The sequence below is a fragment of the Thalassotalea castellviae genome (assembly GCF_031846185.1).
Classification (GTDB): Bacteria; Pseudomonadota; Gammaproteobacteria; order Enterobacterales; family Alteromonadaceae; genus Thalassotalea_H; species Thalassotalea_H castellviae.
In genome coordinates, this window is the sequence record NZ_JAVRIF010000005.1 from 207887 (window position 1) to 233425 (window position 25539).

Here is a 25539-nt window from a genome sequence, read left to right on the forward strand (position 1 = left end):
CGAATAGTTCGAAAGTAACAGATGCTTGATCACTTAACAGGTACCGTTATTCTTTAATAAAACCTAAACGTTTTAGATGTTTATCGTAAACCTGTTGGTATTCACCACTGGCTTTAAATTTAACTAAAGCTTGATCAAATTCATCACAATGCTGTTGTTGATTAAATCCCATTGAACTAACCACAGGCGGAAAGATAGGATGGATCTGATAATCGGCGGCATCATTAGTACCATGAGTCCAATGTTTTAAACTATGTAGAAATATATACTTATCGCCAATACTCACATCGACAAGATCATTGGCAAGTAATTTTGCTTGATCCATCGGATTCGAAACTTCTTTATAAAATGAAGCCTGTGAAATTGCCTTGTTATAAGCCACACCTAATAGCTTTGTCGCTCCTTGATATGACACCACAGAATATTTTGATAGGACTGAAATATCCTCTATTTGATATGCATTCACTTTTTTACTAATCGCAACATCTGAAAAGCCAAACAGTGGCTGGGTAATGCAACCGGTAATATATTGATTTGATACGATATTAGCCGCACCGTCTAATGCGTTGATATTTAACCCCATTTCTAAACGTGCATTAGAAAGCATATATTGGTAGGTTATTGTTTTGTTTGGAATATATCGATAAACACCATCGATTAAATCTTTAAATAAAGCAGGAGAACCAGGCGTTGAAAATAATGGAGGAAAATTGCCTAGGCCAATCACTAACTCTTCCCCATGAGAGATTGACGACTTAAATATGATGAAAATAATCGCAAAGCAATTCAAATAATAAGCAATTAGCTTTGTTATTCTTGTCTTCAAAATGATTATCCCTAGTCAATCACGCCTTTCTTATCATGCCTGATTCTTATAGATTTGTGTATTAAAAAGACAATGATTTACTGAAGCAAATCATTATTAATAGGGAAAAAGTCTGTCGCGACATTGATAAGTGAATTAGCCGTTAACGCCGTGACCCCATAAACTTGCGTGGTCACTTGATAGTTTTCAGCTACTTTTTTTAACAACAAATCAAAATCGCCATCGCCTGATAATAACACGACAGTATCAACTTCAGGGGCCAATTCCATAACATCAATTGTGATCCCTACATCCCAATCACCTTTGGCAGAGCCGTCAGCACGTTGAATAAAGGGTTTGAGTTTTACATGAAAACCAATATGTTTTAATGCTTTTTGAAATTTATGCTGAGCATCATCACTCCGTTGGATCGCATAGGCGTTAGCATGAACAATCTTACCTTGCTCACTTAATTGTTGCCAAAACTTACGATAATTAAACTGACGCCCAAAAGTATCTCGCGTGGTGTAGTAGATATTTTGTACGTCAACAAAAACGGCAATTTTATTCACTTGGATCCTTTAAAGGCCTAACCTTGTTAATCAATGACACTCGCTTTATTAGGCTAAATTGAAAAAGTAAAACACTTGGTGCAATCCTAGTTCGAAATAAGACAAGTCTTTTGATTAATGCTACACTATTTATTCTGATAAGTCTGAGAAAAACAAGATGTTAGCACTACGTTCATTTTTTTATATGCTATTAAAATTTCCCGTTCAATTATGGGTAAAATGTCGGATAGTTGCCGATAAAGTCCTTGAAACTCAACAAGGTAATCGCAATAAACCCATTTTTTATATTGTAAGACATCAATCGGCGAGCGATTTATTAACGCTACAAAAAGCCTGTAAAAAATTAAATTTTCCTGATCCTTTAGAGACCATCACCATTGATGGTAAAACTTTCCAGCGCACGCTTTGCTTAGAAAAACCAAGCCAAGTACTCTTTTCAAAAGGCGCCATTAAAGGAAAAGCGAAAGAGCAAGGCCTAGCACTATTAGCATTACATAAAAACAACCCACAGCTTGACGTACAACTGATCCCCGCTAATTTAGTGTGGGGCAGAAAACCTACCATTGAAAAAAATAACGCCAATGTAGGTACCATACTCGCCGACCAAGAATCGCCAAGCTGGTTACGTAAATTTTTTATTGTGTTATTTCTAGGCAGAAATACCCTAGTACGTTTTAGCCAGTCATTGTCATTGCGCTATATGGCAGATAAACATGGAACTGACGATGCAATCGCACGAAAATTATTACGGGTTGCTCGCTTTCATTTTCATCGTCAAAAAATTGCGGCAACAGGACCAAGATTAATGCACCGACAACAAATGTTTAAAGCATTAATGAAAAATCCTTCGATTAAAAAATTAATACAAGACGAAGTGGAAAGCAAAGGACAAAGCGAAGCCGTTGCCAAAAAACACGCCTTAAAAATCATGGATGAAATAGCCGGTGATTATCGCGAATCCATGGTTCGAGTAGGTGAACGCGTGTTGCACTGGCTATGGAATCGTCTTTATCAAGGTATTGAGGTCAACAATGCGAATACCTTACGAGAACTTGCCGATGATGGTCATGAAATCATTTATGTACCTTGTCATCGCAGCCATATGGATTATTTATTACTCACTTATATTATTTATCAACAAGGCCTAGTCACACCAAGGATTGCCGCCGGTATCAATTTAAACTTTTGGCCTGCTGGCCCTATTTTCAGAAAAGCTGGTGCTTTTTTTATTCGTCGTAGTTTTCGCGGTAACCGCATGTATTCCACAATTTTTCGTGAATATTTAGGCTTATTATTTGAACGTGGATATTCAGTGAAATACTATTCAGAAGGTGGCAGAAGTCGGACGGGCAGGTTATTAGATCCTAAAACGGGTATGTTAGCAATGACCATTCAGAGCCTTTTACGAGGAATTAATCGCCCACTCACCTTAGTGCCTGTCTATTTAGGCTATGAACATGTCATGGAAGTGGGTACTTACCATAAAGAATTAAGCGGTAGTAAAAAGAAAAATGAATCAGTATTTGGCGTGTTTAAAGCCATAAAAAACCTGCGCAATTATGGTAAAGGATTCGTCAACTTTGGCACCCCAATTAACATCAATCAGTTTTTGACCGAGCAAGTGCCAAACTGGAAAGATGATATAGATGCCATCGATCCACAAAAACCAAGCTGGTTAACCCCTAGCGTTAACGTGTTAGCTGATCAAGTGATGGTTGCCATCAACAAGTGTGCGGCGTTAAATGGCGTATCACTAATTGCCTTAATTTTACTGGCAACTAAAAACAAAGCTTTGTCTCGTCAAGAGCTTATTATTCAATTGGATTTCTTTTTAGCGATTCAAAAACAAGCCCCCTATAGTGATGAACTAACTTTACCAGAGCAAAATGGTGAACAACTACTCAATGATGCAATTACCTTAAATAAAGTCACGGTCGATCAAGATAGTTTTGGCGACATTATTTCACTGAGCGAGTCGGCAGCATTGGAAATGCGCTATTACCGCAATAATATTTTGCACGCTTTTATGCTGCCAGCTTTAGTTTGTCGAATTTTAGAAAAAAATGCCAAAATAGCGCAACAAGAATTAGAAAAACAGGTACAGCATATTCTGGTGTTGCTTAAACGAGATTTATTTTTATGGCAAAGTTGTGATGAAATATCTCGACAAGTTTCTCAAGTGCTTGCAACACTCGCTTCGCTTAACACGGCAAAACAAAGTAAAGCAGGCTTTTGGTCATTGATTAATGAGAATAAGACTCTCAGTAGTATTAATTTACTCGGTGAGTGCGCTGACGAAACATTACAAAGACTTACGATCATTTCAATCCTCATCAATCGTTTATCGCCCATCAATAAAAACGATTTTGTCGAAAAAGTGGTCGCTATTGCCAAACGTTTAACGGTGTTAAATAGTATCAATGCCGCAGAATTTATTGATAAGAAAACACAAATGACGTTAATTGATGCAATGCGTGATGAAGGGCTTATACAGACGGATGAAGATGGTTTGTTAATGGCCAACAGTACCTTAGATATTACCCGCTCATATGTGACTAATTTAGTGGATATTTCCGTGTTACAAAGTATTTTACGGTAACGAGGCAACGACGCTTTTTAATCACGTTAGTGCTTTTAGCATAACAGCATTAATCAGCGTCACTTTTATATAAATCATGGCTAAGCTTGTCGATTGGTTGCTTCGTTATAAGTATTCAATGTAAACACCGACAAATATAATCAACCCAACCCAGTGGTTATTTAAAAACGCTTTAAAGCAATTGTCTCTATCCCGATTTACAATCAGCATTTGTTGATAACAAAATAACCCTGCACTTAAAACTAACGTTAATTGAAAAGGCCAACCAAACGCTAAAATATCACCGACGGTAAATAACAGCGCTAAGGTCATTAATTGCAAAAAGCCAACAATGCGTTTGTCATGTTTGCCAAACAAAATAGCCGTGGATTTCACCCCTATTTTCAAGTCATCGTCACGATCAACCATGGCATACATAGTATCGTAGGCGACTGTCCATAATACATTGGCAAAAAATAATAACCAAGCCACAACAGGGATCTCGCCTTGCAGTTCGGCAAATGCCATGATCATTCCCCAACTAAAAGCAGCCCCTAAAACCACTTGGGGTAATTGGGTATAACGTTTCATAAAGGGATAACTTGCCGCTAACAACAGCGCAATCATCGATAAATAAATAGTATAAAGGGAGAGTGTTAACACTAGCGCAATCGCGCCACCAATGAGAAAAGCAAATAAGCTTAATGCTTGTTCACTGGTCATAGCTCCTGAAACTAAAGGTCTGTGGGCTGTTCTTTTTACCTTGCCATCCACTTTTCTATCGGCAAAGTCATTGATTACACAGCCTGCACTTCGCATAATAAAAACGCCGAGTGAAAAAACCAAAATAAGATGCAAATTAGGAAAGCCATCTGCGGCAATCCACAATGCCCAAAAGGTTGGCCACAATAATAAATAAGTGCCGATAGGCTTATCCATACGGGTAATTTGTTTAATTGCCAGCCACTTATTTGACCAAGCTTGTTTTTGATTGATACTCATTGGTTAACTTTATCTTGATAGGCAAAAGAGTTAGGTAAAAAGACTTCCGCCACCATTAATGGTTTGTCATTGACCACAAAGACAGAACGTCTACCCCATAAAGGATCAACGACACTTAGTTGATAATAACTCGCTAGTTCAGCTACCCTAGATTGCTGATCAAAACTTGCCACTTCTATACCTTTACGTTTGAGTTCTGGGTGATTAAATATTACTTGCCCTAACGATTGCTCACCTAATTTAGCTAAATGCGCTTCCTTGCCTGTTAATGATCGTAAAGGTAATAAACTTCGGGCAAAAACTTGTGGCTTATTATCACAAAAAAGCAGTACTTCTCGCACCAACACTTCTTCACCAGCGAGGATATCTTCGTTACTCTCATCTACAGAACAAGTTTCAATACATTGCCCTAACACTTGCACTCGAAAATCTTGACAGTGTTGCTTTAATCTTGCCGTTAACGAACTCGGATCTAATAACCAGTCTTGAAGATAAAGATTTAATTGGGAGGTTTTTTCTCGACACCATTTTGTATGCAACTGCACAGGAAATAAATGATGAGGTTGAGTTTGTTGTACCATGAAATATTTAAACCATTTACGACGAAAGCGCGCGTATGATATCAGGTTTTTATTTCTAGCCAAACCACTGACGGTATGCGACTTTCAATATAATTCTGATTATTAAAATAAATAAAATGAAAAATTTCACTAAAATCGCTACAATTAATGCCGATAACTTAGCATTACTTATCGTAACTTTTATTTTTCTAGGACGTAGTCTATATGCTTAAAAGCTTTCTTATACTTTTCATCACACTAATCACCGTTAATCAAACAAAAGCGGCCGACTATGCTTACTTTGGTTTCGAACCTGAGATTATTACCAATTATGTCGCGGTAAAAAAGAAGATGGGTTATGTCAGACTCACCGTTGAATTGATGATTGAAGATTCGTCCAATTTCGAAGCAGTAGAACACCATTCTCCGTTATTACGTGATGCCATTATTAATATTATTGGTCAACAACCAGAAGCAAAGATTAAATCCATTAATGGTCGCCATGAAATACAAAAGCTTTGTGAAGAGCAAGTAAAAAGCTTATTAACCAAAGAAACCGGACAACCATTAATCAAAAAATTACTGTTTACGCAATGGCTAGATAACTAAGCAATGTCAATAAAAAGTAGCTGAAAAATCGGCTACTTTTCAATATGTTTAGCTGGGTTGGCAAACCTTAACCAAGCTAAAAAACATCCTGATATTAACCCTAATAAATGCGCTGTATTGGCCATTTTCACCGGCAACACATCAACAAAGCCGAGTAACAACCAAAATAATAATAAACCAATAATGGCTTTAGATAACACTAAACCTTTTTCCGGTGCTAACCAACCAGCCCACCAAACGTAACCCACCACAGCATAAACAACACCTGACAAGCCCCCAAAATTTGGACCTGAAACTATAAATTGACCGAGGTTTGATACAATAGCCGACAACAAAAATAACTGGATCAACTCGGCTTTGCCCATCACTTTTTCGATACTGCCACCTAATTGCCACCACCACATGGTGTTAAAGGCAATATGTAATAATGAAAAATGAAAGAAAACCGGCCCGATTAAACGAAAAGGATTTTCAAAAAAATGGGCTACGCTCAGTTTATTAAAGAAATGAATTTCGTTAAATATGGTCATTTGCCAACCTAAAATACTGCCCAGATAAATCAACCAGCACAAAGCGAAAATGCTTAACGTCACAACACCAGCATGCGCTAAAAACTGCTGTTTGATGGTCGAAAAGAATGAAGGACCATTCTGCACAATATTTGTGGTTTCACTGCTTTGCCAAGCCGCTTGTTGATATTTCACATCATGAGGATTTTCAATAAATTCATTGAAAATCTCGCGCGCTTGTTCGTATCGTTCAGGTGAACATAAAATCACAAACTGCTCATCTTCAATCTGCACGGCACTTTCAATATTTTGGCTGATTAAATAGTTTGAGAATAGCAGGGCAATATTATGTTGATGAACACTAACCAGCGGTTGTAAAGAATGTGATGAACCCGTCATGAATCTGCATTACTTCCTGAAGCGACCAAATCAGGATAATGTAATTGCCAATCAACAAAGCCACCATCAAGTGAGTAAACTTCCGTAAAATCTTGACTAAGCAGGAACTGAGCGGCTTGTTGACTAGAATTACCATGATAGCAGCAAACGACCACAGGCGCGTCAATGTCTGCTTCACGAATAAAAGTTGATAAATTATCGTTCGTTAAATGAATTGAATCAGGAATATGACCAGCCTGAAATGAATTAGGATCTCGAATATCAACCACCACATGACTCTTATCATTAATCACCGCATGTAATTCGCTGATATGCATATGTTTAAAACCTGCTTCACTCACTTTTCATACTCCTATTATTCTCACTAGTACTTATGGATAAATCCCGCAATTTATTTAGTCTACGATATGACTGTAGAGGTGACTGCTTAATTAATCTTCCCAGTTAAGAATTACTTTACCTGATAAACCTGAACGCATGATATCAAAACCTTGTTGAAAATCATCGATATTAAAATGATGAGTAATGATAGGCGACAGATCTAATCCCGATTGAATTAAGCTTGCCATTTTATACCAAGTTTCAAACATTTCGCGACCATAAATACCTTTTATTGTTAATCCTTTGAAAATAACTTGGCTCCAATCGATTGCCATGTCGTTTCCTGGTATGCCTAACATGGCAATTTTGCCGCCGTTATTCATATTGGCAAGCATATCGGTAAAGGCCATAGGTACACCAGACATTTCCATACCCACATCAAACCCTTCTGTCATGCCTAGATCATTCATGACATCTTTTAAGTTTTCTTGGCTAACATTCACTGCACGAGTTGCGCCCATTTTTTTTGCTAAATCAAGACGGTATTCATTTACATCGGTGATCACAACATGCCTTGCGCCAACATGTTTCGCCACGGCTGCTGCCATAATACCGATAGGACCGGCACCAGTAATTAACACATCTTCTCCGACTAAATCAAAAGATAATGCGGTATGCACTGCATTACCGAAAGGGTCGAAAATCGCAGCTAAATCATCTGTAATTTCATCAGGAAGTTTAAAGGCGTTATAGGCGGGAATAACCAAGTATTCAGCAAAACTGCCTTCACGATCTACCCCAACCCCCACGGTATTTCGACACAAATGGGTACGACCACCTCGACAATTTCGGCAATGGCCACAGGTAATATGCCCTTCGCCAGAGACGCGATCGCCGATAGAAAATCCTTTTACTTCTTGGCCAATACCAACAACTTCACCGGCATATTCATGACCGACAACCATAGGAACAGGAATCGTTTTTTGCGCCCAATCATCCCAGTTATAAATATGAATATCGGTACCGCAGATTGCTGTTTTTTTAATTTTGATCAATAAATCGTTATGGCCTACTTGAGGTTTCTCCGATTTAGTCATCCAAATACCTTCTTTGGCATGTAACTTAGCTAATGACTTCATCCTGATCCCCTTAAATTATGCCCATTTCTTTACCAATAGTGGTAAAAGCCGCAATCGCTTTATCAAGCTGCTCTTTGCTATGTGCGGCGGAAATTTGTGTTCGAATGCGTGCTTGACCTTTGGGCACCACAGGGAATGAAAAACCAATCACGTAGATACCTTGGCTTAATAAACGGTCTGCCATATCACTGGCCACTTGCGCATCACCTAACATCACAGGAATAATAGCATGATCGGCACCGCCACAAGTAAAGCCAGCCGCTTCCATATTAGTTCTGAAATAGCTCGCGTTATCCTTTAAGGTTTTACGTAGCTCATCACCTTCTGCAAGTAAGTCAATCACTTGAATCGATGCATTAACAATCGCTGGCGCTAATGAATTAGAAAATAAATATGGGCGTGAGCGTTGACGCAACCATTCAACCACTTCTTTTTTTGCAGACGTATAACCGCCTGAAGCGCCGCCCATTGCTTTACCTAATGTACCTGTGATGATATCAACACGTCCCATGACGTCACAGTATTCATGACTACCTCGTCCTTGTTCACCGACAAAACCAACCGCATGTGAATCATCAACCATGACCATAGCGTTATATTTATCGGCTAAATCACAAACCGCTTTTAAATTTGCAATCACGCCATCCATCGAGAAAACACCATCGGTTGCAATTAACTTAAAACGTGCCCCAGCTTCATCAGCAGCAATTAATTGTTTTTCTAACTCAACCGCATCGTTATTGGCATATCGATAACGTTTTGCTTTACATAAACGCACACCATCAATAATAGAAGCATGGTTTAAGGCATCAGAAATAATCGCATCTTCAGGGCCTAATAAAGTTTCAAATAAACCGGCATTAGCGTCAAAGCACGACGAATATAAAATGGTATCTTCCATGCCTAAAAAGGCTGATAGTTTTTGTTCTAACGTTTTATGAATGTCTTGCGTACCACAGATAAAACGTACAGATGCCATACCGAAGCCATGCTCATCTAATCCTGCTTTGGCTGCAGCAATTAACGAAGGATGATTAGCTAGCCCTAAATAATTATTGGCACAAAAGTTCACAACTTCTTCACCAGTATTAACGGCAATTTTTGCTTGTTGAGCGGTCGTGATCACTCGCTCAGCTTTATATAAACCATCAGATTTTACTTGCGCGATTTCACTTGATAAATGTTGATAAAAGTCATTTTTTGCTGAAGAATTTTTCACTTTCAGTCCTTAATAATTGAGCTAACTTGTTGAAGGTCATTATCAGCCTAGTCGAGATCACAAAAAAAGTGACATAATTTATAAATTTGACAATTTTTAGTGTTAAATTGATATATTTGTCTGTCATTATGTAAATTACGAGTGACTTTATGTGCATAACAAAGATGAGGACGACTGTGTTAACGGAAAAAGATGAAGAGTTATTATCAATTTTACGCTGTAATGCTAGAGCAAGTATTTCGGATATAGCAAGAGCAACGGGAGTTTCTCGTACCGCAATACAAAATAGATTAACTAAGTTAGAAAATAATGGAGTGATCAAAGCATACAGCGTGGTTCTCGGTCATGAATACATCAACAAGTTGATCACCGCTAATGTTTCTTTAAAAGTAAATCCAAACTTAAGACAAACGATTTGTATAGCGATGCGAAAAACCCATCAAATAAGTCACATTTATTCGATCAGTGGTGAATATGATTTACAAGTGACTATTCAAGCGCAAACCCTTGAAAAATTAAACGAAGTGCTGAATATAGTTTGTTCACTTGAAGGAGTGGAAAGAACCAATTCTTCTATAATTCTCGATACTATTTTTGAACGATAAACGATTTACTTGGCAAGTGTGTCGTTTAGCCAAAGTGCAATATCTTGAGCCAAATAACGTTTACCATTGAGTAACGAGTGACTTTGGCGAATACCTTTAAATATTTTAAAGGTTGAACGTGGATCACCATTCCATTCAAACAATTCTTTTGTGGTTTGATAGGTATTGGTGTGGTGCATTGAACCAAGAAAATAAACAGGAATATCAATTAAGTTTTTAAAATGCTCTTTTTCCATGTAATTTAAAACAGGGGTGATCATCACAAAGCTATTAATACGCATTTTTGCGGCTAAAAAAATAGCTTGTGCAGAAGAACACCCCGCAGAAACTACCGCGACATCTCGATTATTCGCTACTCTTGCTCGTAAATATTGATAAGCCGCCAAGACATCATTTGGCCAATAAGATGAAAGCCTAATAAACTCCGATTGATAAGTTAAAATATCTTTTGAATTTCGTTTGATATCCGTATGCGAAAACTTCTCAGAAACACTGCCACCATAGCCTCTTAAATCTAGAGAAAGTGCATGAATACCATAATTTGATAACTGTTTAGTAAGCTTGTCATAACTGCTACTGTCGTGATCACAATCATGAAGCAACAACACGCCTGATTTATCTGGATTACCGGCAAAGTAATGGCCCGATAGCATAAATTTATCTTCGGTAATAAATTTAACTTGATTAATGGTTTCAGGTACTTCCTTAGGAATACTTGCCGCTTCTTCTTGGGCAAACCCTTGTATACTGGCACTGCAAATCAATAAGCATGTTATTTGCCTAAACACTCTCTTCAGTTTTTTGCTCAAGTTTGCGGTCAAAGTCATTCCCTATTGATTTTATACATTGCCATATCAGAATACCGCAATTTTTAAAGCTCGGCTAGCATGGCAAAATAGTCAGTTCATTACGGTTTTATCGGCAATTCTTCTCAAAATTTTAACTTTTTTTAGCAAAAGTCTAAGCGAAAAACTTAAATAGCCATAGGTAGTATTTAGTGGTCATTGTAGAATCGAGTATACTATCGGTAATTTCATTAAAAGAATGTCTGTTGTGCGTTATTCATTATCCTTATTTATCTATCGAATTACCTTGATCTTACTATTTCCTTTAATCCTCTTGGTATTCATTATTCGTTCACATAACCATACGGCTTATCGACAACGAGTGTCTGAACGCTTAGGTTTTGTCAGTAAGCTGTTTAAACAAAATGGCGTCATTGTTCACGCCGCTAGTGTTGGTGAAGTCATCGCGATAACGCCTTTTATCAAACAGTTACTTCGCGATCACCCTAACATCCCCTTGACCATCACAACGTTTACCCCAACGGGCTCCGCACAAGTAATAAAAACATTTAATGATCAGGTACAGCACTGTTATTTACCCTTAGATATTTGGCCTTGTACTTGGTTATTTTTAAAGGCGCTAAAACCAAAAGCCTTGGTATTGATGGAAACCGAATTGTGGCCAAATTTAATCGCGCATTGCCAACAAAAACACATCAAACTCCAATTAATTAACGGCCGATTATCTGATAAATCAATGGCAAGTTATCAAAAACTTAGCTGGTTAATTAAGCCTTGTTTACAACGCTTTGATGCTATTTTGACGCAAAGTGAAGAGAATTATCAAAACTTTATCGCCTTAGGCGCTGATCCGCAAAACTGTCAGATCTCAGGGAATTTAAAGTTCGATTTACAGATCAATCCAGACGTAGCATCAAAACAACAAGTGCTTGAACAGTGTATTACCGAACAACGCCAGATATGGCTGGTCGCCAGCACCCACCCGGGGGACGAGCAACTCACCTTAGATTGTTTTACCACCTTAAGAAAAGAGCATCCAACACTGTTATTAATTTTAGTGCCAAGGCATCCGGAACGTTTCGAAAGCATTTTTCAATTATGCCAACAACATCAGTTTCACACAGTAAAACGAAGCGAACACAACTCGGTAACGATACAAGATGACATTTGGTTAATTGACACTTTAGGTGAACTGCTTCCTGCCTGTGCCTTAGCTGATATTGTTACGATGGGCGGTAGTTTTTCCACTATAGGTGGTCATAACCCATTAGAGCCAGCATTATTTAAAAAAGCCGTTATCGTTGGACACGATATGGCAAATTTCAAAGAAGTACTCAACCAACTACAACAACAACATGGCATTGTACAACTCAACACAAGGCCCTCAAATTCTGCTGATGAAATCACCTCAGCATTATCAAACAAAGTAAATCAATTATTAGTTGACCGTTCAGCGCGCAATAAACTGGGTGAAAATGCTTATAAAGTAGTAAAAGCGAATCAAGGCGCGAGTGAAAAGTCTGTTATCGCCTTAGTTCAGTTAATTGATAACCAATAACACAATGCTTGAAAATCAGATAATTATTGAGCGCTATAATAAAAATTGGCCTGATAAATTTGCTGAAGAAGAAGCTAAGCTCAGCATTGTATTAAGTCAATATATTCAAGGCTCCATAGAACATGTTGGGAGTACTGCGGTACCTGGTCTTTCTGCAAAGCCAATTATTGATATTATGGTTGGTATTCAATCACTTGAACATGCTAAACCTACGATAGAGATGCTTAAACAATATGGCTATTGTTACTATCCATATAAACCTGAGGTTATGCATTGGTTTTGCAAGCCAACTCCAGAAATAAGAACACATCATTTACATTTAATTCCTCACCTAAGTCCTTTATGGCAAGAAAGAATACGGTTTAGGGAGGCACTAAAAGCTGACTCTGAGCTTGCCAACGATTATCAAAACCTTAAATATCAGTTAGCAACACAATTTGCTAAAGATAGAGAAACGTATACGGCAAGAAAATGGCCATTCATTAAAAAAGCGATAAAAAAAAGCCTTATAAAATAAGGCTTAATAGTCAATATAAAAACTAAAAGGGAAACTATATTGTTAAAAAGGCCATTTGAAATGGCGCTAAACTCACTTGGCTTTGCTCATTAACGGTAATCTCTTCAAAGCCATGACCAGTCAATGGCTTAATGTCCGCTATTGGTGACTGATACAAGGTTTCATCGGCAGTAAAGTTTGCAATAACCATGATTTTACTTTGTTGATAACTGCGGGTAAAAACCAATCTGTCATCATTACTTTCAATAAACTCAATATCACCATACTGTAAGCAAGGCTGTGTTTTACGCCAATGTAAAAACGTTCGGTATGCCTGCAAAACAGAATCTTTTGATGCTTCTTGCACATCTACGGCATTTTCAATATGGGCTTGGCTAACCGGCAACCATGGCGAATTACTGTCTGAAAAACCTGCGTTTACTTGTTTTTCATACCAAGGCATAGGGGTACGACAACCGTCACGGCCTTTAAATGTTGGCCAAAAAGTTACGCCGTAAGGATCTTGTAAATCGTCGAAAGCAATATCGGCTTCCGTTAAACCAAGTTCTTCACCTTGATAACTACAAACACTACCTCGTAGTGAGGCAAGTAACGCATTAAACATTTTACTCTGTATAGCTGAATGCGCTTTATCGGCCCAACGACTCGCAACACGACTCACGTCATGATTACCTATCGCCCAACAAGGCCAACCATCAGTTAATTTATCTTCAAGAGCTTCTACAGTTGAGCGAATATATTGTGGATTGCCATCAGGTGTCAGCAATTCAAAGCTATACGCCATGTGCAAGCGTTTATCACCTTGTGTATATTCCGCCATGGTTTGTAAAGAATCTTCCGACGATATTTCACCTAAAGTCACCACATTAGGGTATGCATTCATTAAGGTGCGGATCTCTTCCATAAAGGCAATGTTTTCAGGTTGAGTATTATTGTAGTAATGATATTGGAACGCATAAGGGTTATCTTCACTGAACCCTCTTCCTTGACGATCTTCAACGGCTTTCGCCGGATTATCACGCAATAATTTATCATGGAAACAAAAGTTAATAGCGTCTAAACGGAAGCCATCAACACCGTGATCTAACCAAAATTTAACGTTGTCTAAGACTGCTTTTCTCACCTCTTCATTATGAAAGTTTAGATCCGGTTGCGAGGTTAAAAAGTTATGTAAATAATATTGCTGGCGACGAGGTTCCCATTGCCATGCACAGCCGCCAAAAATCGACAACCAATTGTTTGGTGGTGTGCCATCTTCATTGGCATCAGCCCAAACATACCAGTCGGCTTTATCATTGTGTTTGTCTTCACGGCTTTCAATAAACCAAGCATGTTGGTCTGAAGTATGGCTTAGTACTTGATCAATAATAACTTTAAGGTCAAGTTCTTTCGCTTTAGCCATTAATGTATCAAAGTCTTCCATGGTACCGAACATAGGATCGATTTCACGATAATCACTGATATCATAGCCAAAATCTTTCATTGGTGATTTAAAAAAAGGTGAAATCCAAATAGCATCAACCCCTAAGTTTTTTACATAAGGTAGCTTTTGTACGATACCCGCTAAATCACCGATACCATCATGGTTTGCATCCATAAAGCTTCGAGGATAAATTTGATAGATAACGGCGCCACGCCACCAAGGTTGATTTTCCATAACAGTCCACTTTACGTTTACAAAACAAAAAACAGAGTAATCACTTTACTTTGTTGTTCATTCTTCACTTCTTTTTATTGATGCCATAAGCATAAGTAGCCACTAATTATTGTGCAATAACACTGCATACGTATGCATGACTATTTAGGCTTATTTTTGTTATGCATACGTATGTAATTTTTATACATAACCAATTGATGTTTGTAGTATGAATGTCATATCTTACTTTTAACTGTTGTTGACGATTGAATTGCTATGAAAAAAACCATAAAAAATAACCTAGCTTTACCGCTGCTTAGTTTTATTATCAGTATATTCCCTTCTTACTTTGCACTTGCCTTTGCAGCAGTAATGGTTCCTGCAGAAACAGTTACCGCCCCCAAAAAAATATTGGCTAAAGACTTAGTGCATTATTCAACACGAGATATTAAAGACGATGTCTTTTATTTTGTTTTGCCTGATAGGTTCAGTAATGGCGATACCTCGAATGATGAAGGTTCAAACACTAAAGTTATTTCACAAGGTGGTTTCGACCCAAGCAATAAAATGGCTTTTCACGGGGGCGATTTACCAGGGTTAACCGCCAAACTACCTTACCTTGAAAATTTAGGCGTCACCGCTATTTGGCTAACTCCGATATTACGCAATCAAGCCGTGCAAGGAGACATCACTGGTTACCATGGTTATTGGGTTTTAGATTTTACTGAAATAGATCCTCATTTAGGCAGTAATGCTGATTTGAAATCATTTATCCGTCAAGCACACCAAAAAAATATCAAAGTGTTTTTTGATATCATCACTAACCACACCGCCGATGTAGTCAAATATAAAGAATGTCACGGTGAAGACGGCTCAGGATGGTCTGAAAGTGGCGAAGCTTGCCCGTATATTTCTTTAGCCGAAATAGCAAAAGGAAAAACTTACACCACGATCGTACCGAAAAAAAATCAACAGTTAAAAACACCCGCTTGGCTCAATGACCCTAAGCATTATCACAACCAAGGCGATTCAACTTTTCAAGGGGAAAACTCACTAAACGGTGACTTTTTTGGTTTAGATGATTTAAACACTGAATCGCCTGAAGTGGTCAATGGCATGATCGATATTTATCAAAATATTATCAGTGAATTTAAACCTGATGGGTTTCGCATAGATACGGTTAAACATGTCAACATTGAATTCTGGCAACAATTTATTCCCGCACTTGAGCAGCATGCTAAACAACAAGGTATCGCTAACTTTTTCATGTTTGGTGAAGTCTATAGCGGCGATCCGAAAGAACTCAGCAGCTTTACCACCAAAGGCAAGTTACCTTCTGTGCTCGACTTTGGTTTACAGTCTGCGCTATATCAAACTTTAATTGAACAGAAAGGTACCAATAAATTAGCTGAGCTTTTTGCCCAAGACAGCTTATATAAAAATGCCAATGAATTACTGAATTTCACGGGCAATCATGACATGGGACGCTTTGCTTATTTGCTCAATGCAAAAGAAAAGCAATTTAATGAACAAGAAACGAGCGCGCGTGTAGCACTGGCAACCGCTATCACCTTTTTTGCTCGCGGTGTTCCTGTCATCTATTATGGTGATGAACAAGGTTTTGTTGGCGATGGCGGCAATCATGATTCGCGTCAAGATATGATGCCGTCGAAAGTTGCGAGTTATAATAACGACAAGCTATTGCTTAACCATAAAACTACCGCTGACGAAAACTTTGATCAACAACACCCGCTTTATCAACTTTTTGCATCATTCGCTCAAATATTTCATCAACATCCTGCACTTAGGCATGGCCAACAACAAACCATATACTCAAGTGAACAAGCGGGAATTTTTGCTCTATCGAGAAGTCTTGCCGATCAACAATACCTTGTTGTTTTTAATACTTCAGCACATGAGAAGCCGCTGTCATTGCCTCTCCATACGAATTATCACTTGCTCCATAGTAGCCATCAAGCGCCAGCATTATTAAACAGTAAAGTCACTCATCAAGCCCTTGCTGGATTGAGCTTTGCTATTTATCAACAAAGGTAGTCTAATGTGATTGTTCGAAAGCATGCGCTTTCGACAATCCATCTCAACTAACACACAGCTCATAGCTTCAGCAAACGGTTGTTATTAACACTATCGAGGAAGAAACATTGACAATTGCGATTACTTTTCGAGCATTAACCCGCGATGATTTATCTCCCGTCAAAGCGATAATTGACGATACCGAGATGTTTCCTTCTGAAATGCTTGATGAAATGACAGCGGCATTTTTTGATGATACTAAGACAGATGATTTATGGTTTGTTGCTTGTACGAATAAAGTAGTTGGTATTGCATACTGCGCACCCGAACGAATGACAGATGGTACGTGGAATTTATTGTTGATCGCCGTTGACCCTAATTGCCAAGGTCAAGGAGCTGGAAAACAGTTTATGGCGTTTATTGAACAGCACATTAAAAATAATTCTGGGCGAATATTGCTCGTTGAAACATCCGGTTTACCTGAATACGCATTAACACGAAACTTTTATCCACAATGTGGTTATGTGCAAGTTGCTTGTATTCCGGATTTTTATCAAGCGGGTGATGATAAAATTGTTTTTCTAAAAAAGCTAACGTAGCAACTAATTTGATTAGTTAATCTACCTTAGCTTAATCATTTAATCACACCATTAAACATGACCATAAAAAGACTAAAGCCGACTTAAATACTCTTCATGGCTAGTCATTTTATTGACCGAGCGTTCAAAAATCGCTTTCAAATTATCCATTAATTCTGTAATTTGCTCCGCGGATAATGAGTCCACCAACGGATGGTGATCCTCAGGAATTAAACCTTGTCCTATCATCACTTGTTGCCAAGCAATTTCGGTAAATAATTCGTCTTGCTCTCTAAAAATTTTGCCACTTTGTTCAAAAAGAGCCATTTTTTGGCTTAAGGTTTCCGGCACATCCATACGCTGACATGCTCGCCAAAACTCGGTATCGTCACGTTGATTCTGCTTATAATGCAAAATGATAAAGTCACGCATTCGCTCAGACTCTATAATTGCTTGACGGTTATATTCTTTAACCTCTTCCTCTTTAATACCGTGATGCGGGAAAAATTTTAATAACCGTGTTGCAGCAGTTTGCACCAGATGAATATTGGTTGACTCTAACGGCTCGATAAAACCACTAGACAAGCCAATCGCGACCACGTTTTTATGCCATTGCTTTCGTCGTCTTCCCGTTCTAAACGGGATCACTCTTGGCTCGGCGAGTGGCTCACCATCAATATTCGACAATAACACTTCTTTTGCTGCTTCATCGCTCATATGTTTACTTGAATAAACAATGCCATTACCCGTGCGATGTTGTAATGGGATTCGCCATTGCCAGCCGGCGTCATGGGCAATAGAACGCGTGTAAGGAACAATTGGCGAAGTCGCTTCACAAGGGACTGCCATCGCTCGATCACAAGGTAACCAGTGTGACCAATCTTCGTATCCTGTATTTAACGTTTCTTCAATCAGTAACGCTTTTAAACCGGTACAATCAATAAATAAATCACCGTTGATTTTGTTCCCATCAGTTAAGCAAACACTTTGCACATAGCCATTTTCTTTCGCAACGTCGACATGATTAATGATGCCTTCAACACGTTTCACCCCCATGGGCTCACAAAGACTACGCAAGTATTTTGCATATAATCCTGCGTCAAAATGATAGGCATATTCAATACCTGGTAAGTTCGTCCCTTCTATTTGGTTTAATTTAGCAAATTTGTTGTGCTTAGCAGCAAGGTAATTTAATGAAAAATCACCAAATTCAGACCGATAGCCTAATTGCTGACTTTTAACCCAGAAATGATAAAAATCACAAAAAGGGAAATTCTTACCTACGCCACCAAAGGCGTGCATGTATTTATCACCTTTGTGCTTCCAATTCTCAAATTCGATCCCTAATTTTAAGGTACCTTTTGTTGCTTTTAAAAAGGCTTTTTCATCAATACCTAAAGCATTATTAAAAGGAATAATAGGGGGGATAGTAGCTTCGCCGACACCAATGGTGCCAATTTGATCGGATTCAACCAGAGTAATGTTGAGCGTTTTTCCTAAGACTTTAACCATCAGGGCTGCCGTAACCCAGCCGGCAGTACCGCCGCCGACAATAACAACATCCTGAATTTTTTTGCTATTCATTTTAGATCCCACAATAGTTCGCAACAAAAAATAAAGCCCTTGGGATATTACATCACAAGGGCTTTATCAGGGCAATTTAGATTAAAGCTTGTAGCTAAAACCTAATAAGTATGTGCTACCGTAATCTTGGTAATCACGTACTTGAAGAGCATTTTCACCCTGTAACGATGTGAATGGTTCTTCGGTTAAGTTTTGTGCTTGGAAGAAAATAGATAAACCTTTTAAGCTTCCTATTCCTGCTTCACCAAAGTCATAACCAATTTGCGCATCCCAAATAGTTTCACCTAAAATATCAACTTGGGCAGTTGAGAAACCTAAGCCATATACATCACCTTTGAAGTCGCCACGCTTACGCATACTTGCACGTGCTTGGAAACCGTCTTTTTCATAGTAGAAAGTAAGGCTTTGAATTTTGTCTGATAATCCAGGTAATTCATATTCATTGTCATTTTGGTCTTTCAGATCAGATTCAACCGCCGTATGGCTGGCAATTAAACCGAAACCGTCAAGGCTTTCATCAATCATCTTGAATGGGAATGATAATGATACTTCGTAGCCCCATAAAGAACCTTCACCACCGTTAACTTTACCATTACCCGTTGCTGTAGAATTTGAAGGTACTTGGCCAGTTGATGGATCGGCAACGCCAGTCATGTCAACTTCAAATGTACCGTCAAAAATCCACTCGCTTAATTCTTTATTGAACAGGGCAAATGAGAAGTAACCTTCATCACTGAAATAATTTTCATAAGATAAATCAAGACCAATCGCTTCTTTTGGTTCTAGTGCTGGGTTACCACCACTAACGCTCCAATGGTTACCATTTTGATCTGGTTGTTGATTGTATGATGCATTCACAGAAGCATTCATTTCATCTAAACGAGCTCGAGAAATAGTTTTCGCTGCACCAAAACGTAAGGTTTGTTGATCATCAATTCTTAATGATAAGTTCAAGCTAGGTAATACATGAGAATAGTCATGACTGATATCTGTTGGAGAAGTCACAATTAAACCATCAACGGTATTAAACGCGCTACCTTGTGAAGATTGCTTCGACTTAACATAGCGCACACCAACATTACCTGTAAGTGGTAAGTCACCCACTTCCATATCAATGTTACCTTGGATAAATGCTGACGTAACTTTTTCTTGTACTGTCCAAGATTGTGTTGAATGAGATGGGTTAGTTAAGCTTTCCGCTAATAAATCATAATAACCATCTTTAATTAAACCGTTGGTATCATAAGCAATCATATCGCCCATACCAATAAAGTCTAAATTAGCTGTGCCTTCACGGTATTGTTCTGGTACTACTAACATACCTGGGTTGCTTGGGTAATCAAACGAAGAAAGTGTCATGAAGTAACCTTCAGAGTCTTTCGTTTTTTCACGCTCACGGTATGAAGCACCAAACTCAACAGAAGCAAAAACATCATTATCTAAATCATGTGTTGCCGCTAATTTAAGTGCCGTTAATTCATCATCAATACTTGGCGCATTAATAAAACCATCTTGTAATTGGTTTTCGTATTCAGTACCTACCACGCCATGTTTAGCATTTAACGCACTACTCCAACCCCAAGATAAAGGACCACCTAATTGAATCAAGTTAAAGTCGCCATAATCTAGTTCGTGTGAGAATTGTGCGCCTGTATTACCGCCATCAAAGGTGTAACCTAAGTTATCCGCAACACCACGACCGTCACCACGACCTGTACCTGAGTAACTTTCAATTGACCAAATGTCTCGGTCAACTTGTGAATAACTTGCATCAAACTCTATCTGCCAAGTATCATTTAAGTCGTATACTGAGTTAAAACCAAATGAAGTTAATTCTGCTTTTCTTTCTTCATAATCGTTACGAACAACAACGCGTTGACCTTCAGTAATGGCACTTGTTACAAAACCACTGGCTGGATCAATTGTCGCAGTTTCACCTGAGATTGAACCTTGACCCCAAGCAAATGGTATTTCGATACCACGTAAGATTTTTTCATCTGAAAAGTCTACGTACAACGCATCAAATGTCATATGTAAATTTTCAGATGGTGCGGCTTCAACCACTAACATCATTGAATCACGGTCTAATGTAGAAGAACGAACGAATGGTTTTGCACCACCTAAGATAGAACCTTGTGAACCATCTTCGTATGTAAATTCTGGGTAACCCCATGAATTCCAACGTTTCTCTTGGTTTGGAGAGCTCATTGTTGAATAAGCAAAAGCAACACCGATAGTGTCATCTGCAAATTTATCCATATAAGAGAACGTACCACGGAAACCTGCATCATTGCCGTCAGGGTTTAACTTATCAAAACTTGTTTGTTCAAGTGAACCGTTAAATTGAATCACACGTTCATCTTGACCAAGCGGCTTAACCGTTTGCATGTCAACGATACCAGCAATACCTTCAGCTTCTAAACTCGCACTTGGCGTTTTATAAACGGTAACACCGCTCATAATTTCCGAAGGGTATAAATCAAATTCAACACCACGGTTATCACTAATTGATACTTGCTCACGACCGTTAAACGTTGTACCACTTTCGTTTTCACCAAAACCACGAATACTTACTCGACTTGCACGACCGTCTAGACGTTGTGCCGTTAGACCTGGTAAACGTGCAATTGACTCAGCAATTGATGAGTCAGGTAATTTACCAATATCTTCAGCAGAAATTGATTCAACTACTTCTGATGAAAAACGTTTAGTATTAATAGACTCGATAATACTGCCACGAAATCCTCGTACTTCTATAACTTCAACTTCAGCTTCTTTTTTATTGTCATCTGTTGCTTGATTTTCTTGTGCATAGGCAAATGATGATGAGCTCACCGCCATAAGACCTGTAGAAAGTATCGCAAGGGTTAACTTGCTTGGTTTAAAATTTAACATTGGTGCTCTCCCCTTTCATCCTTGAACTAATAATTATAATTCAGCGTTCCGTACGACTGATGCAAAAACTATTTCATGTTTATTAATTTGTACCCACCTTTTGTGTGGATAACCCTAATATAGAGAGGTAACAAGTGTAAAAACATACTTTGCATACGTATTCAAAGAAGCAAAACCAATGCATACGTATTCAATACTTAAGTGTAGGTGATAAAACTTTTATTGAGACAATTTATCTCAAGACCAGATAAATCAATAGCTCAGAATCAAACCACTATGGTTAGTATTTAATCAGTTATTTACATATTCACAAAAATTGACACATTTTGAATACGTATGCAAAAAACTGTCATGGGCTTGTTTTCATGCACTTTATGGGTCGTTAGAAGAAAAATAAACGAATAAAGCTATGGGATAAAAATGGATATACAGAGTATGTCATCGTCATTGAATACGTATGCATTTCAACCAAGAGACTATTTAAGCGAATACTTCCACGGTAAATTAATAAGAGAAAATAAAAATTAAAATGATCAGGGAATAATATGCGTAGCTTACATGTAGCACTCTTAACAACCACTTTATTATTGAGCGCTTGCGATAAACCAATCACAGAGCAGCCAACGAATTCAATCTCAAAAAATCAGTTTTCATTGGTGACGCTTAATAAGATCCAAACGGACTTTTCAGCGCATTGGTTAACACCTCACGTAATATTATTACCCAAAAGCCAGCAAAACCATCACTACAGATTAGTTAGTTTGCCGATAAGTAGCTCACAAGATAATAATCTAGATAAGCCTGTCAATGATGCGCTATTGTCTGTCGATCTTACCCAAACATCGTTACCTGAACAGTTATCAGTAAAATTTCCTCATTTAAAAGATTTTCAAGCCTTTAGTGTTAATTTACCAACTAAAGAAACAAAGTTATGGTTAAAAAAACCGTTAATGGTTGTTGAAGCAAATCAACAAAATAAAGCGATCAAAGGTGCTTATGTTCAAACGGCTAATGTTATTGATGAGCTATACACCGCCGGTGAAAATGATGCCAACGAAATTGCCGACTTGGGCGCGACAATCCTTGAAAATGCTGTGCAATTTAAATTATGGGCACCTACCGCATTATCGGTGAAAGTAAAACTATTTAACCAAGATAAGTCTCCAGCAACACCAGCGAGTGTTACCTTAAAAGAAGATACTAAAACAGGTACTTGGTACACACAAGTTGATAAGCATTTTAACGACAAATACTATCGTTATGAAGTTGAAGTTTATCACCCTGCCAGCCAAAAAACTGAATTACTTACCGTGACCGACCCTTATTCTTTGAGTCTTTCCACAAATAGTGAGTATTCACATATTATCGACCTCAACCAAAAAAACACCCTGCCTGAAGGTTGGTTTGAACAACAAGACAATCCTGTAGCAAACCCTGAAGATAATATATTTTACGAAACCCATATCCGAGATTTCAGTGCCCACGACAATTCGATTTCACAACCACTAAATCGCGGTAAATACTTAGCATTCACCGAGCCAAACAGCGATGGCATCAAACATTTAAAAGCGCTAAAAGCCGCAGGTATTAATAGTATTCATCTGTTACCTACTTTTGATATTGGTACTGTCAATGAAAATAGTAAGCAAGTAATTGATCTCACTGACCCTATCAGTAAAGCATGCCAAGCTACAAAGTCTGAATTATTGTGCGATGAAACCATTGATGCTGATATGTCTATTGGTGAATATCTAACGAAATTGCCTAAAATTGACGGTAGTCGACAAGCGGTTGTCACCGCAATTAAAGCTGTTGATAATTATAACTGGGGTTATGATCCATTTCATTACACTGTGCCTGAAGGCAGTTATGCTATAAATCCCGAAGGCAGTGCCAGAATACTAGAGTTTAGATCTATGGTTTTGCAGCTTCATAACCTCGGTTTTCGTGTCATTATGGATGTTGTTTACAACCATACTCATCAAGCCGGCTTAGAGCCAACTGCGATTTTAGACAAAATAGTGCCAAACTATTATCACCGCCTTGACCCAATCAATGGTGCAATAGCGCAATCAACTTGTTGTGATAATACCGCGACAGAACGCGCCATGATGGAAAAACTCATGATCGATTCATTAGTCGTTTGGGCAAGAGATTACAAAATTGACGGTTTCCGTTTTGACTTAATGGCACATCAACCTAAATCGGCGATGTTAAAAGCCAGAGCAGCAGTGCAAGCCATAGACCCTGATAATTATTTTTACGGGGAAGGTTGGAATTTTGGTGAAGTGGCCAACAATCAACGCTTTATTCAAGCGAGTCAACTAGAGCTTAGCGGTACAGAAATTGGCACTTTCACCGACAGACTAAGAGACGATGTTCGCGGCGGGGCATTTACAGCTCAAGGTACAGACCTTAGAAAAGATCAAGGCATTGGCAATGGTTTAGCGACCATCCCAAATGAATTAAACAGCTCGAACATCACCGAAAGCATCAATAATTACAAGATTATGGCAGATCAATTACGCATTGGTTTGGCCGGCAACTTAATCAACTATCCATTACAGACCTTCAACGGCGCAATCACCTTAGGGAAAGAGATTCGTTATGGCGATCAATCTTCAGGTTATGCCCTTGATCCGGCTGACACGATTAATTATGTCTCAAAACATGATAACCAAACCTTATGGGATAATAATCAATATCGTATTGCTTATGATGTTTCAACTCATGACAGAGTAAGAATGCAGCTGCAAAGTTTAGCATTTGCCGTATTCGCCCAAGGCATTCCTTTTATTCATATGGGCTCTGAATTACTTCGCTCGAAAGGCTTTCTACGAGATTCATATGATTATGGTGATTGGTATAATCGCGTTGATTTTAGTAAGCAATCCAACAATTATGATATTGGATTACCGCCTGCGGAAAAAGATCAAGCGAATTGGCAAATCATTACCGAAGTGTTAAAAAGAAATGAAGGGCGAGATATGGTCAGTCCTGCAGATATCGCATTTAGTTCAGACGCTTTTCTTGAATTCATTAACATTCGAATGTCTTCACCTTTATACCGATTGACGACTGCCGAAGACATTATAGAAAAAGTGCGCTTTCATAATACTGGAAAAGATCAACAAATCGGCTTAATTATTATGTCGATTAAAGGGCATCAACAAGTGCCATCACAACTGGTTATTTTTAATACTTCCGCTGAAGCGATGTCATTTACCTTGCCTGAGTTCAACAAATATCAATTACATCCAGTTCTAGCAAAAGGTGTTGATAGTCGAGTAAAACAAAGCATGAATAAGCAAGGGACGTTTACCATTCCAGCACTTACCACTAGCATTTTTACAGAATATCACCCATAACTTAACCAGCAAAAGCATGATTTACTTATGAATAAAAAGTAAATCATGCTCCAGCTTATGCCACATACGAACAGACAAATGCTCACTGTGACTTAAACGTCATATAAACTAAAGTGAGATTGACGGGACATTTTAATCTCTCAATGGCATTAAACAGTAAAAATTCACTTAAAATGAGTAAAGTCTGTGCTGAATACGTATGCAAGTAGCTGTAATTAACGGCCGCTACTTTTATGCTGTGAAAC

The 25539-nt window shown here is 38.3% G+C and carries 20 protein-coding genes; 8 read left to right on the plus strand and 12 right to left on the minus strand.

The genetic code is table 11. The features are described from left to right. Positions 1-46: 46 nt before the first annotated feature. Both RM573_RS11085 and RM573_RS11090 read right to left on the minus strand, forming a co-directional pair. On the minus strand, positions 47-826 hold the full coding sequence (locus RM573_RS11085) for a hypothetical protein (RefSeq protein ID WP_311581647.1): 780 nt from the start codon (positions 824-826) through the stop codon (positions 47-49). 77 nt (positions 827-903) lie between these two features. Further along, entirely contained in the window at positions 904-1377 is a 474-nt protein-coding gene (locus RM573_RS11090; protein WP_311581649.1) for a LabA-like NYN domain-containing protein, read from the minus strand. 157 nt (positions 1378-1534) lie between these two features. Between RM573_RS11090 and plsB the strand changes: the two genes are divergently transcribed. Further along, on the plus strand, positions 1535-3976 hold the full coding sequence (gene plsB, locus RM573_RS11095; protein ID WP_311581651.1) for a glycerol-3-phosphate 1-O-acyltransferase PlsB: 2442 nt from the start codon (positions 1535-1537) through the stop codon (positions 3974-3976). Between the two features lie 105 nt (positions 3977-4081). Here the strand turns inward: plsB and ubiA are convergent, their stop codons facing one another. Together ubiA and RM573_RS11105 are read right to left on the minus strand one after the other, a co-directional pair. Beyond that, on the minus strand, positions 4082-4957 hold the full coding sequence (ubiA, locus tag RM573_RS11100) for a 4-hydroxybenzoate octaprenyltransferase (protein ID WP_311581653.1): 876 nt from the start codon (positions 4955-4957) through the stop codon (positions 4082-4084). Further along, the gene (locus RM573_RS11105; protein ID WP_311581655.1) at positions 4954-5538 is read right to left on the minus strand and encodes a chorismate--pyruvate lyase family protein; all 585 of its coding nucleotides are present in this window, start codon (positions 5536-5538) and stop codon (positions 4954-4956) included. Before RM573_RS11105 ends, ubiA begins: the two co-directional genes overlap by 4 nt. A gap of 204 nt (positions 5539-5742) precedes the next feature. Here RM573_RS11105 and RM573_RS11110 point away from each other — a divergent pair, with 204 nt between their 5' ends. Further along, positions 5743-6126 carry a flagellar basal body-associated protein FliL gene (locus RM573_RS11110; protein WP_311581657.1) on the plus strand — a complete coding sequence of 128 codons (384 nt, stop codon included), beginning with the start codon at positions 5743-5745 and terminating at the stop codon, positions 6124-6126. A 32-nt stretch (positions 6127-6158) separates the two neighbouring features. Here RM573_RS11110 and glpG read toward each other — a convergent pair whose 3' ends face one another. The 4 genes from glpG to RM573_RS11130 all read right to left on the minus strand — a co-directional run bounded on the left by glpG (position 6159) and on the right by RM573_RS11130 (position 9713). Then, positions 6159-7034: a rhomboid family intramembrane serine protease GlpG gene (gene glpG, locus RM573_RS11115; protein WP_311581659.1), complete on the minus strand. Its 876-nt coding sequence runs from the start codon at positions 7032-7034 to the stop codon at positions 6159-6161. Then, entirely contained in the window at positions 7031-7375 is a 345-nt protein-coding gene (glpE, locus tag RM573_RS11120) for a thiosulfate sulfurtransferase GlpE (protein WP_432280236.1), read from the minus strand. Before glpE ends, glpG begins: the two co-directional genes overlap by 4 nt. A 90-nt stretch (positions 7376-7465) precedes the next feature. Continuing rightward, entirely contained in the window at positions 7466-8494 is a 1029-nt protein-coding gene (gene tdh, locus RM573_RS11125; RefSeq protein WP_311581661.1) for an L-threonine 3-dehydrogenase, read from the minus strand. 10 nt (positions 8495-8504) lie between these two features. Next, entirely contained in the window at positions 8505-9713 is a 1209-nt protein-coding gene (locus RM573_RS11130) for a glycine C-acetyltransferase (RefSeq protein WP_311581663.1), read from the minus strand. Between the two features lie 176 nt (positions 9714-9889). Between RM573_RS11130 and RM573_RS11135 the strand changes: the two genes are divergently transcribed. Next, the gene (locus RM573_RS11135; RefSeq protein ID WP_311581665.1) at positions 9890-10318 is read left to right on the plus strand and encodes an Lrp/AsnC family transcriptional regulator; all 429 of its coding nucleotides are present in this window, start codon (positions 9890-9892) and stop codon (positions 10316-10318) included. Between the two features lie 5 nt (positions 10319-10323). Here the strand turns inward: RM573_RS11135 and RM573_RS11140 are convergent, their stop codons facing one another. Beyond that, entirely contained in the window at positions 10324-11106 is a 783-nt protein-coding gene (locus RM573_RS11140) for an alpha/beta hydrolase (protein ID WP_311581667.1), read from the minus strand. Between the two features lie 265 nt (positions 11107-11371). On the opposite strand from RM573_RS11140, the gene waaA reads away from it, so the two are divergent. Continuing rightward, positions 11372-12682, plus strand: coding sequence for a lipid IV(A) 3-deoxy-D-manno-octulosonic acid transferase (gene waaA, locus RM573_RS11145; protein WP_311581669.1), 1311 nt, complete (start codon positions 11372-11374; stop codon positions 12680-12682). 4 nt (positions 12683-12686) lie between these two features. Further along, positions 12687-13199, plus strand: a complete 513-nt coding sequence (locus tag RM573_RS11150; RefSeq protein ID WP_311581671.1) for a GrpB family protein — start codon at positions 12687-12689, stop codon at positions 13197-13199. Positions 13200-13233: 34 nt separating this feature from the next. On the opposite strand, the gene RM573_RS11155 is transcribed toward RM573_RS11150, so the two are convergent. Then, entirely contained in the window at positions 13234-14856 is a 1623-nt protein-coding gene (locus tag RM573_RS11155) for an alpha-glucosidase (RefSeq protein WP_311581673.1), read from the minus strand. Positions 14857-15111: 255 nt separating this feature from the next. On the opposite strand from RM573_RS11155, the gene RM573_RS11160 reads away from it, so the two are divergent. Together RM573_RS11160 and RM573_RS11165 are read left to right on the plus strand one after the other, a co-directional pair. Next, positions 15112-16890 carry an alpha-amylase family glycosyl hydrolase gene (locus RM573_RS11160; RefSeq protein ID WP_311581675.1) on the plus strand — a complete coding sequence of 593 codons (1779 nt, stop codon included), beginning with the start codon at positions 15112-15114 and terminating at the stop codon, positions 16888-16890. A 107-nt stretch (positions 16891-16997) separates the two neighbouring features. Further along, positions 16998-17468: a GNAT family N-acetyltransferase gene (locus RM573_RS11165; protein WP_311581677.1), complete on the plus strand. Its 471-nt coding sequence runs from the start codon at positions 16998-17000 to the stop codon at positions 17466-17468. Positions 17469-17540: 72 nt separating this feature from the next. On the opposite strand, the gene RM573_RS11170 is transcribed toward RM573_RS11165, so the two are convergent. Continuing rightward, on the minus strand, positions 17541-19031 hold the full coding sequence (locus tag RM573_RS11170) for a tryptophan halogenase family protein (protein WP_311581679.1): 1491 nt from the start codon (positions 19029-19031) through the stop codon (positions 17541-17543). Between the two features lie 81 nt (positions 19032-19112). Continuing rightward, the gene (locus tag RM573_RS11175) at positions 19113-21926 is read right to left on the minus strand and encodes a TonB-dependent receptor (RefSeq protein WP_311581681.1); all 2814 of its coding nucleotides are present in this window, start codon (positions 21924-21926) and stop codon (positions 19113-19115) included. Positions 21927-22471: 545 nt separating this feature from the next. Here RM573_RS11175 and pulA point away from each other — a divergent pair. After that, entirely contained in the window at positions 22472-25294 is a 2823-nt protein-coding gene (gene pulA / locus RM573_RS11180) for a pullulanase-type alpha-1,6-glucosidase (protein ID WP_311581683.1), read from the plus strand. Positions 25295-25539 lie beyond the last annotated feature (245 nt).

Bases quoted from the DNA above. Each gene is read 5' to 3' on its own strand.
- plsB (WP_311581651.1), top strand. From the start codon at position 1,535: ATGTTAGCACTACGTTCATTTTTTTATATGCTATTAAAATTTCCCGTT.
- ubiA (WP_311581653.1), bottom strand. From the start codon at position 4,957: ATGAGTATCAATCAAAAACAAGCTTGGTCAAATAAGTGGCTGGCAATT.
- RM573_RS11105 (WP_311581655.1), bottom strand. From the start codon at position 5,538: ATGGTACAACAAACTCAACCTCATCATTTATTTCCTGTGCAGTTGCAT.
- RM573_RS11110 (WP_311581657.1), top strand. From the start codon at position 5,743: ATGCTTAAAAGCTTTCTTATACTTTTCATCACACTAATCACCGTTAAT.
- glpG (WP_311581659.1), bottom strand. From the start codon at position 7,034: ATGACGGGTTCATCACATTCTTTACAACCGCTGGTTAGTGTTCATCAA.
- tdh (WP_311581661.1), bottom strand. From the start codon at position 8,494: ATGAAGTCATTAGCTAAGTTACATGCCAAAGAAGGTATTTGGATGACT.
- RM573_RS11150 (WP_311581671.1), top strand. From the start codon at position 12,687: ATGCTTGAAAATCAGATAATTATTGAGCGCTATAATAAAAATTGGCCT.
- RM573_RS11155 (WP_311581673.1), bottom strand. From the start codon at position 14,856: ATGGAAAATCAACCTTGGTGGCGTGGCGCCGTTATCTATCAAATTTAT.
- RM573_RS11160 (WP_311581675.1), top strand. From the start codon at position 15,112: ATGAAAAAAACCATAAAAAATAACCTAGCTTTACCGCTGCTTAGTTTT.
- RM573_RS11170 (WP_311581679.1), bottom strand. From the start codon at position 19,031: ATGAATAGCAAAAAAATTCAGGATGTTGTTATTGTCGGCGGCGGTACT.
- RM573_RS11175 (WP_311581681.1), bottom strand. From the start codon at position 21,926: ATGTTAAATTTTAAACCAAGCAAGTTAACCCTTGCGATACTTTCTACA.
- pulA (WP_311581683.1), top strand. From the start codon at position 22,472: ATGCGTAGCTTACATGTAGCACTCTTAACAACCACTTTATTATTGAGC.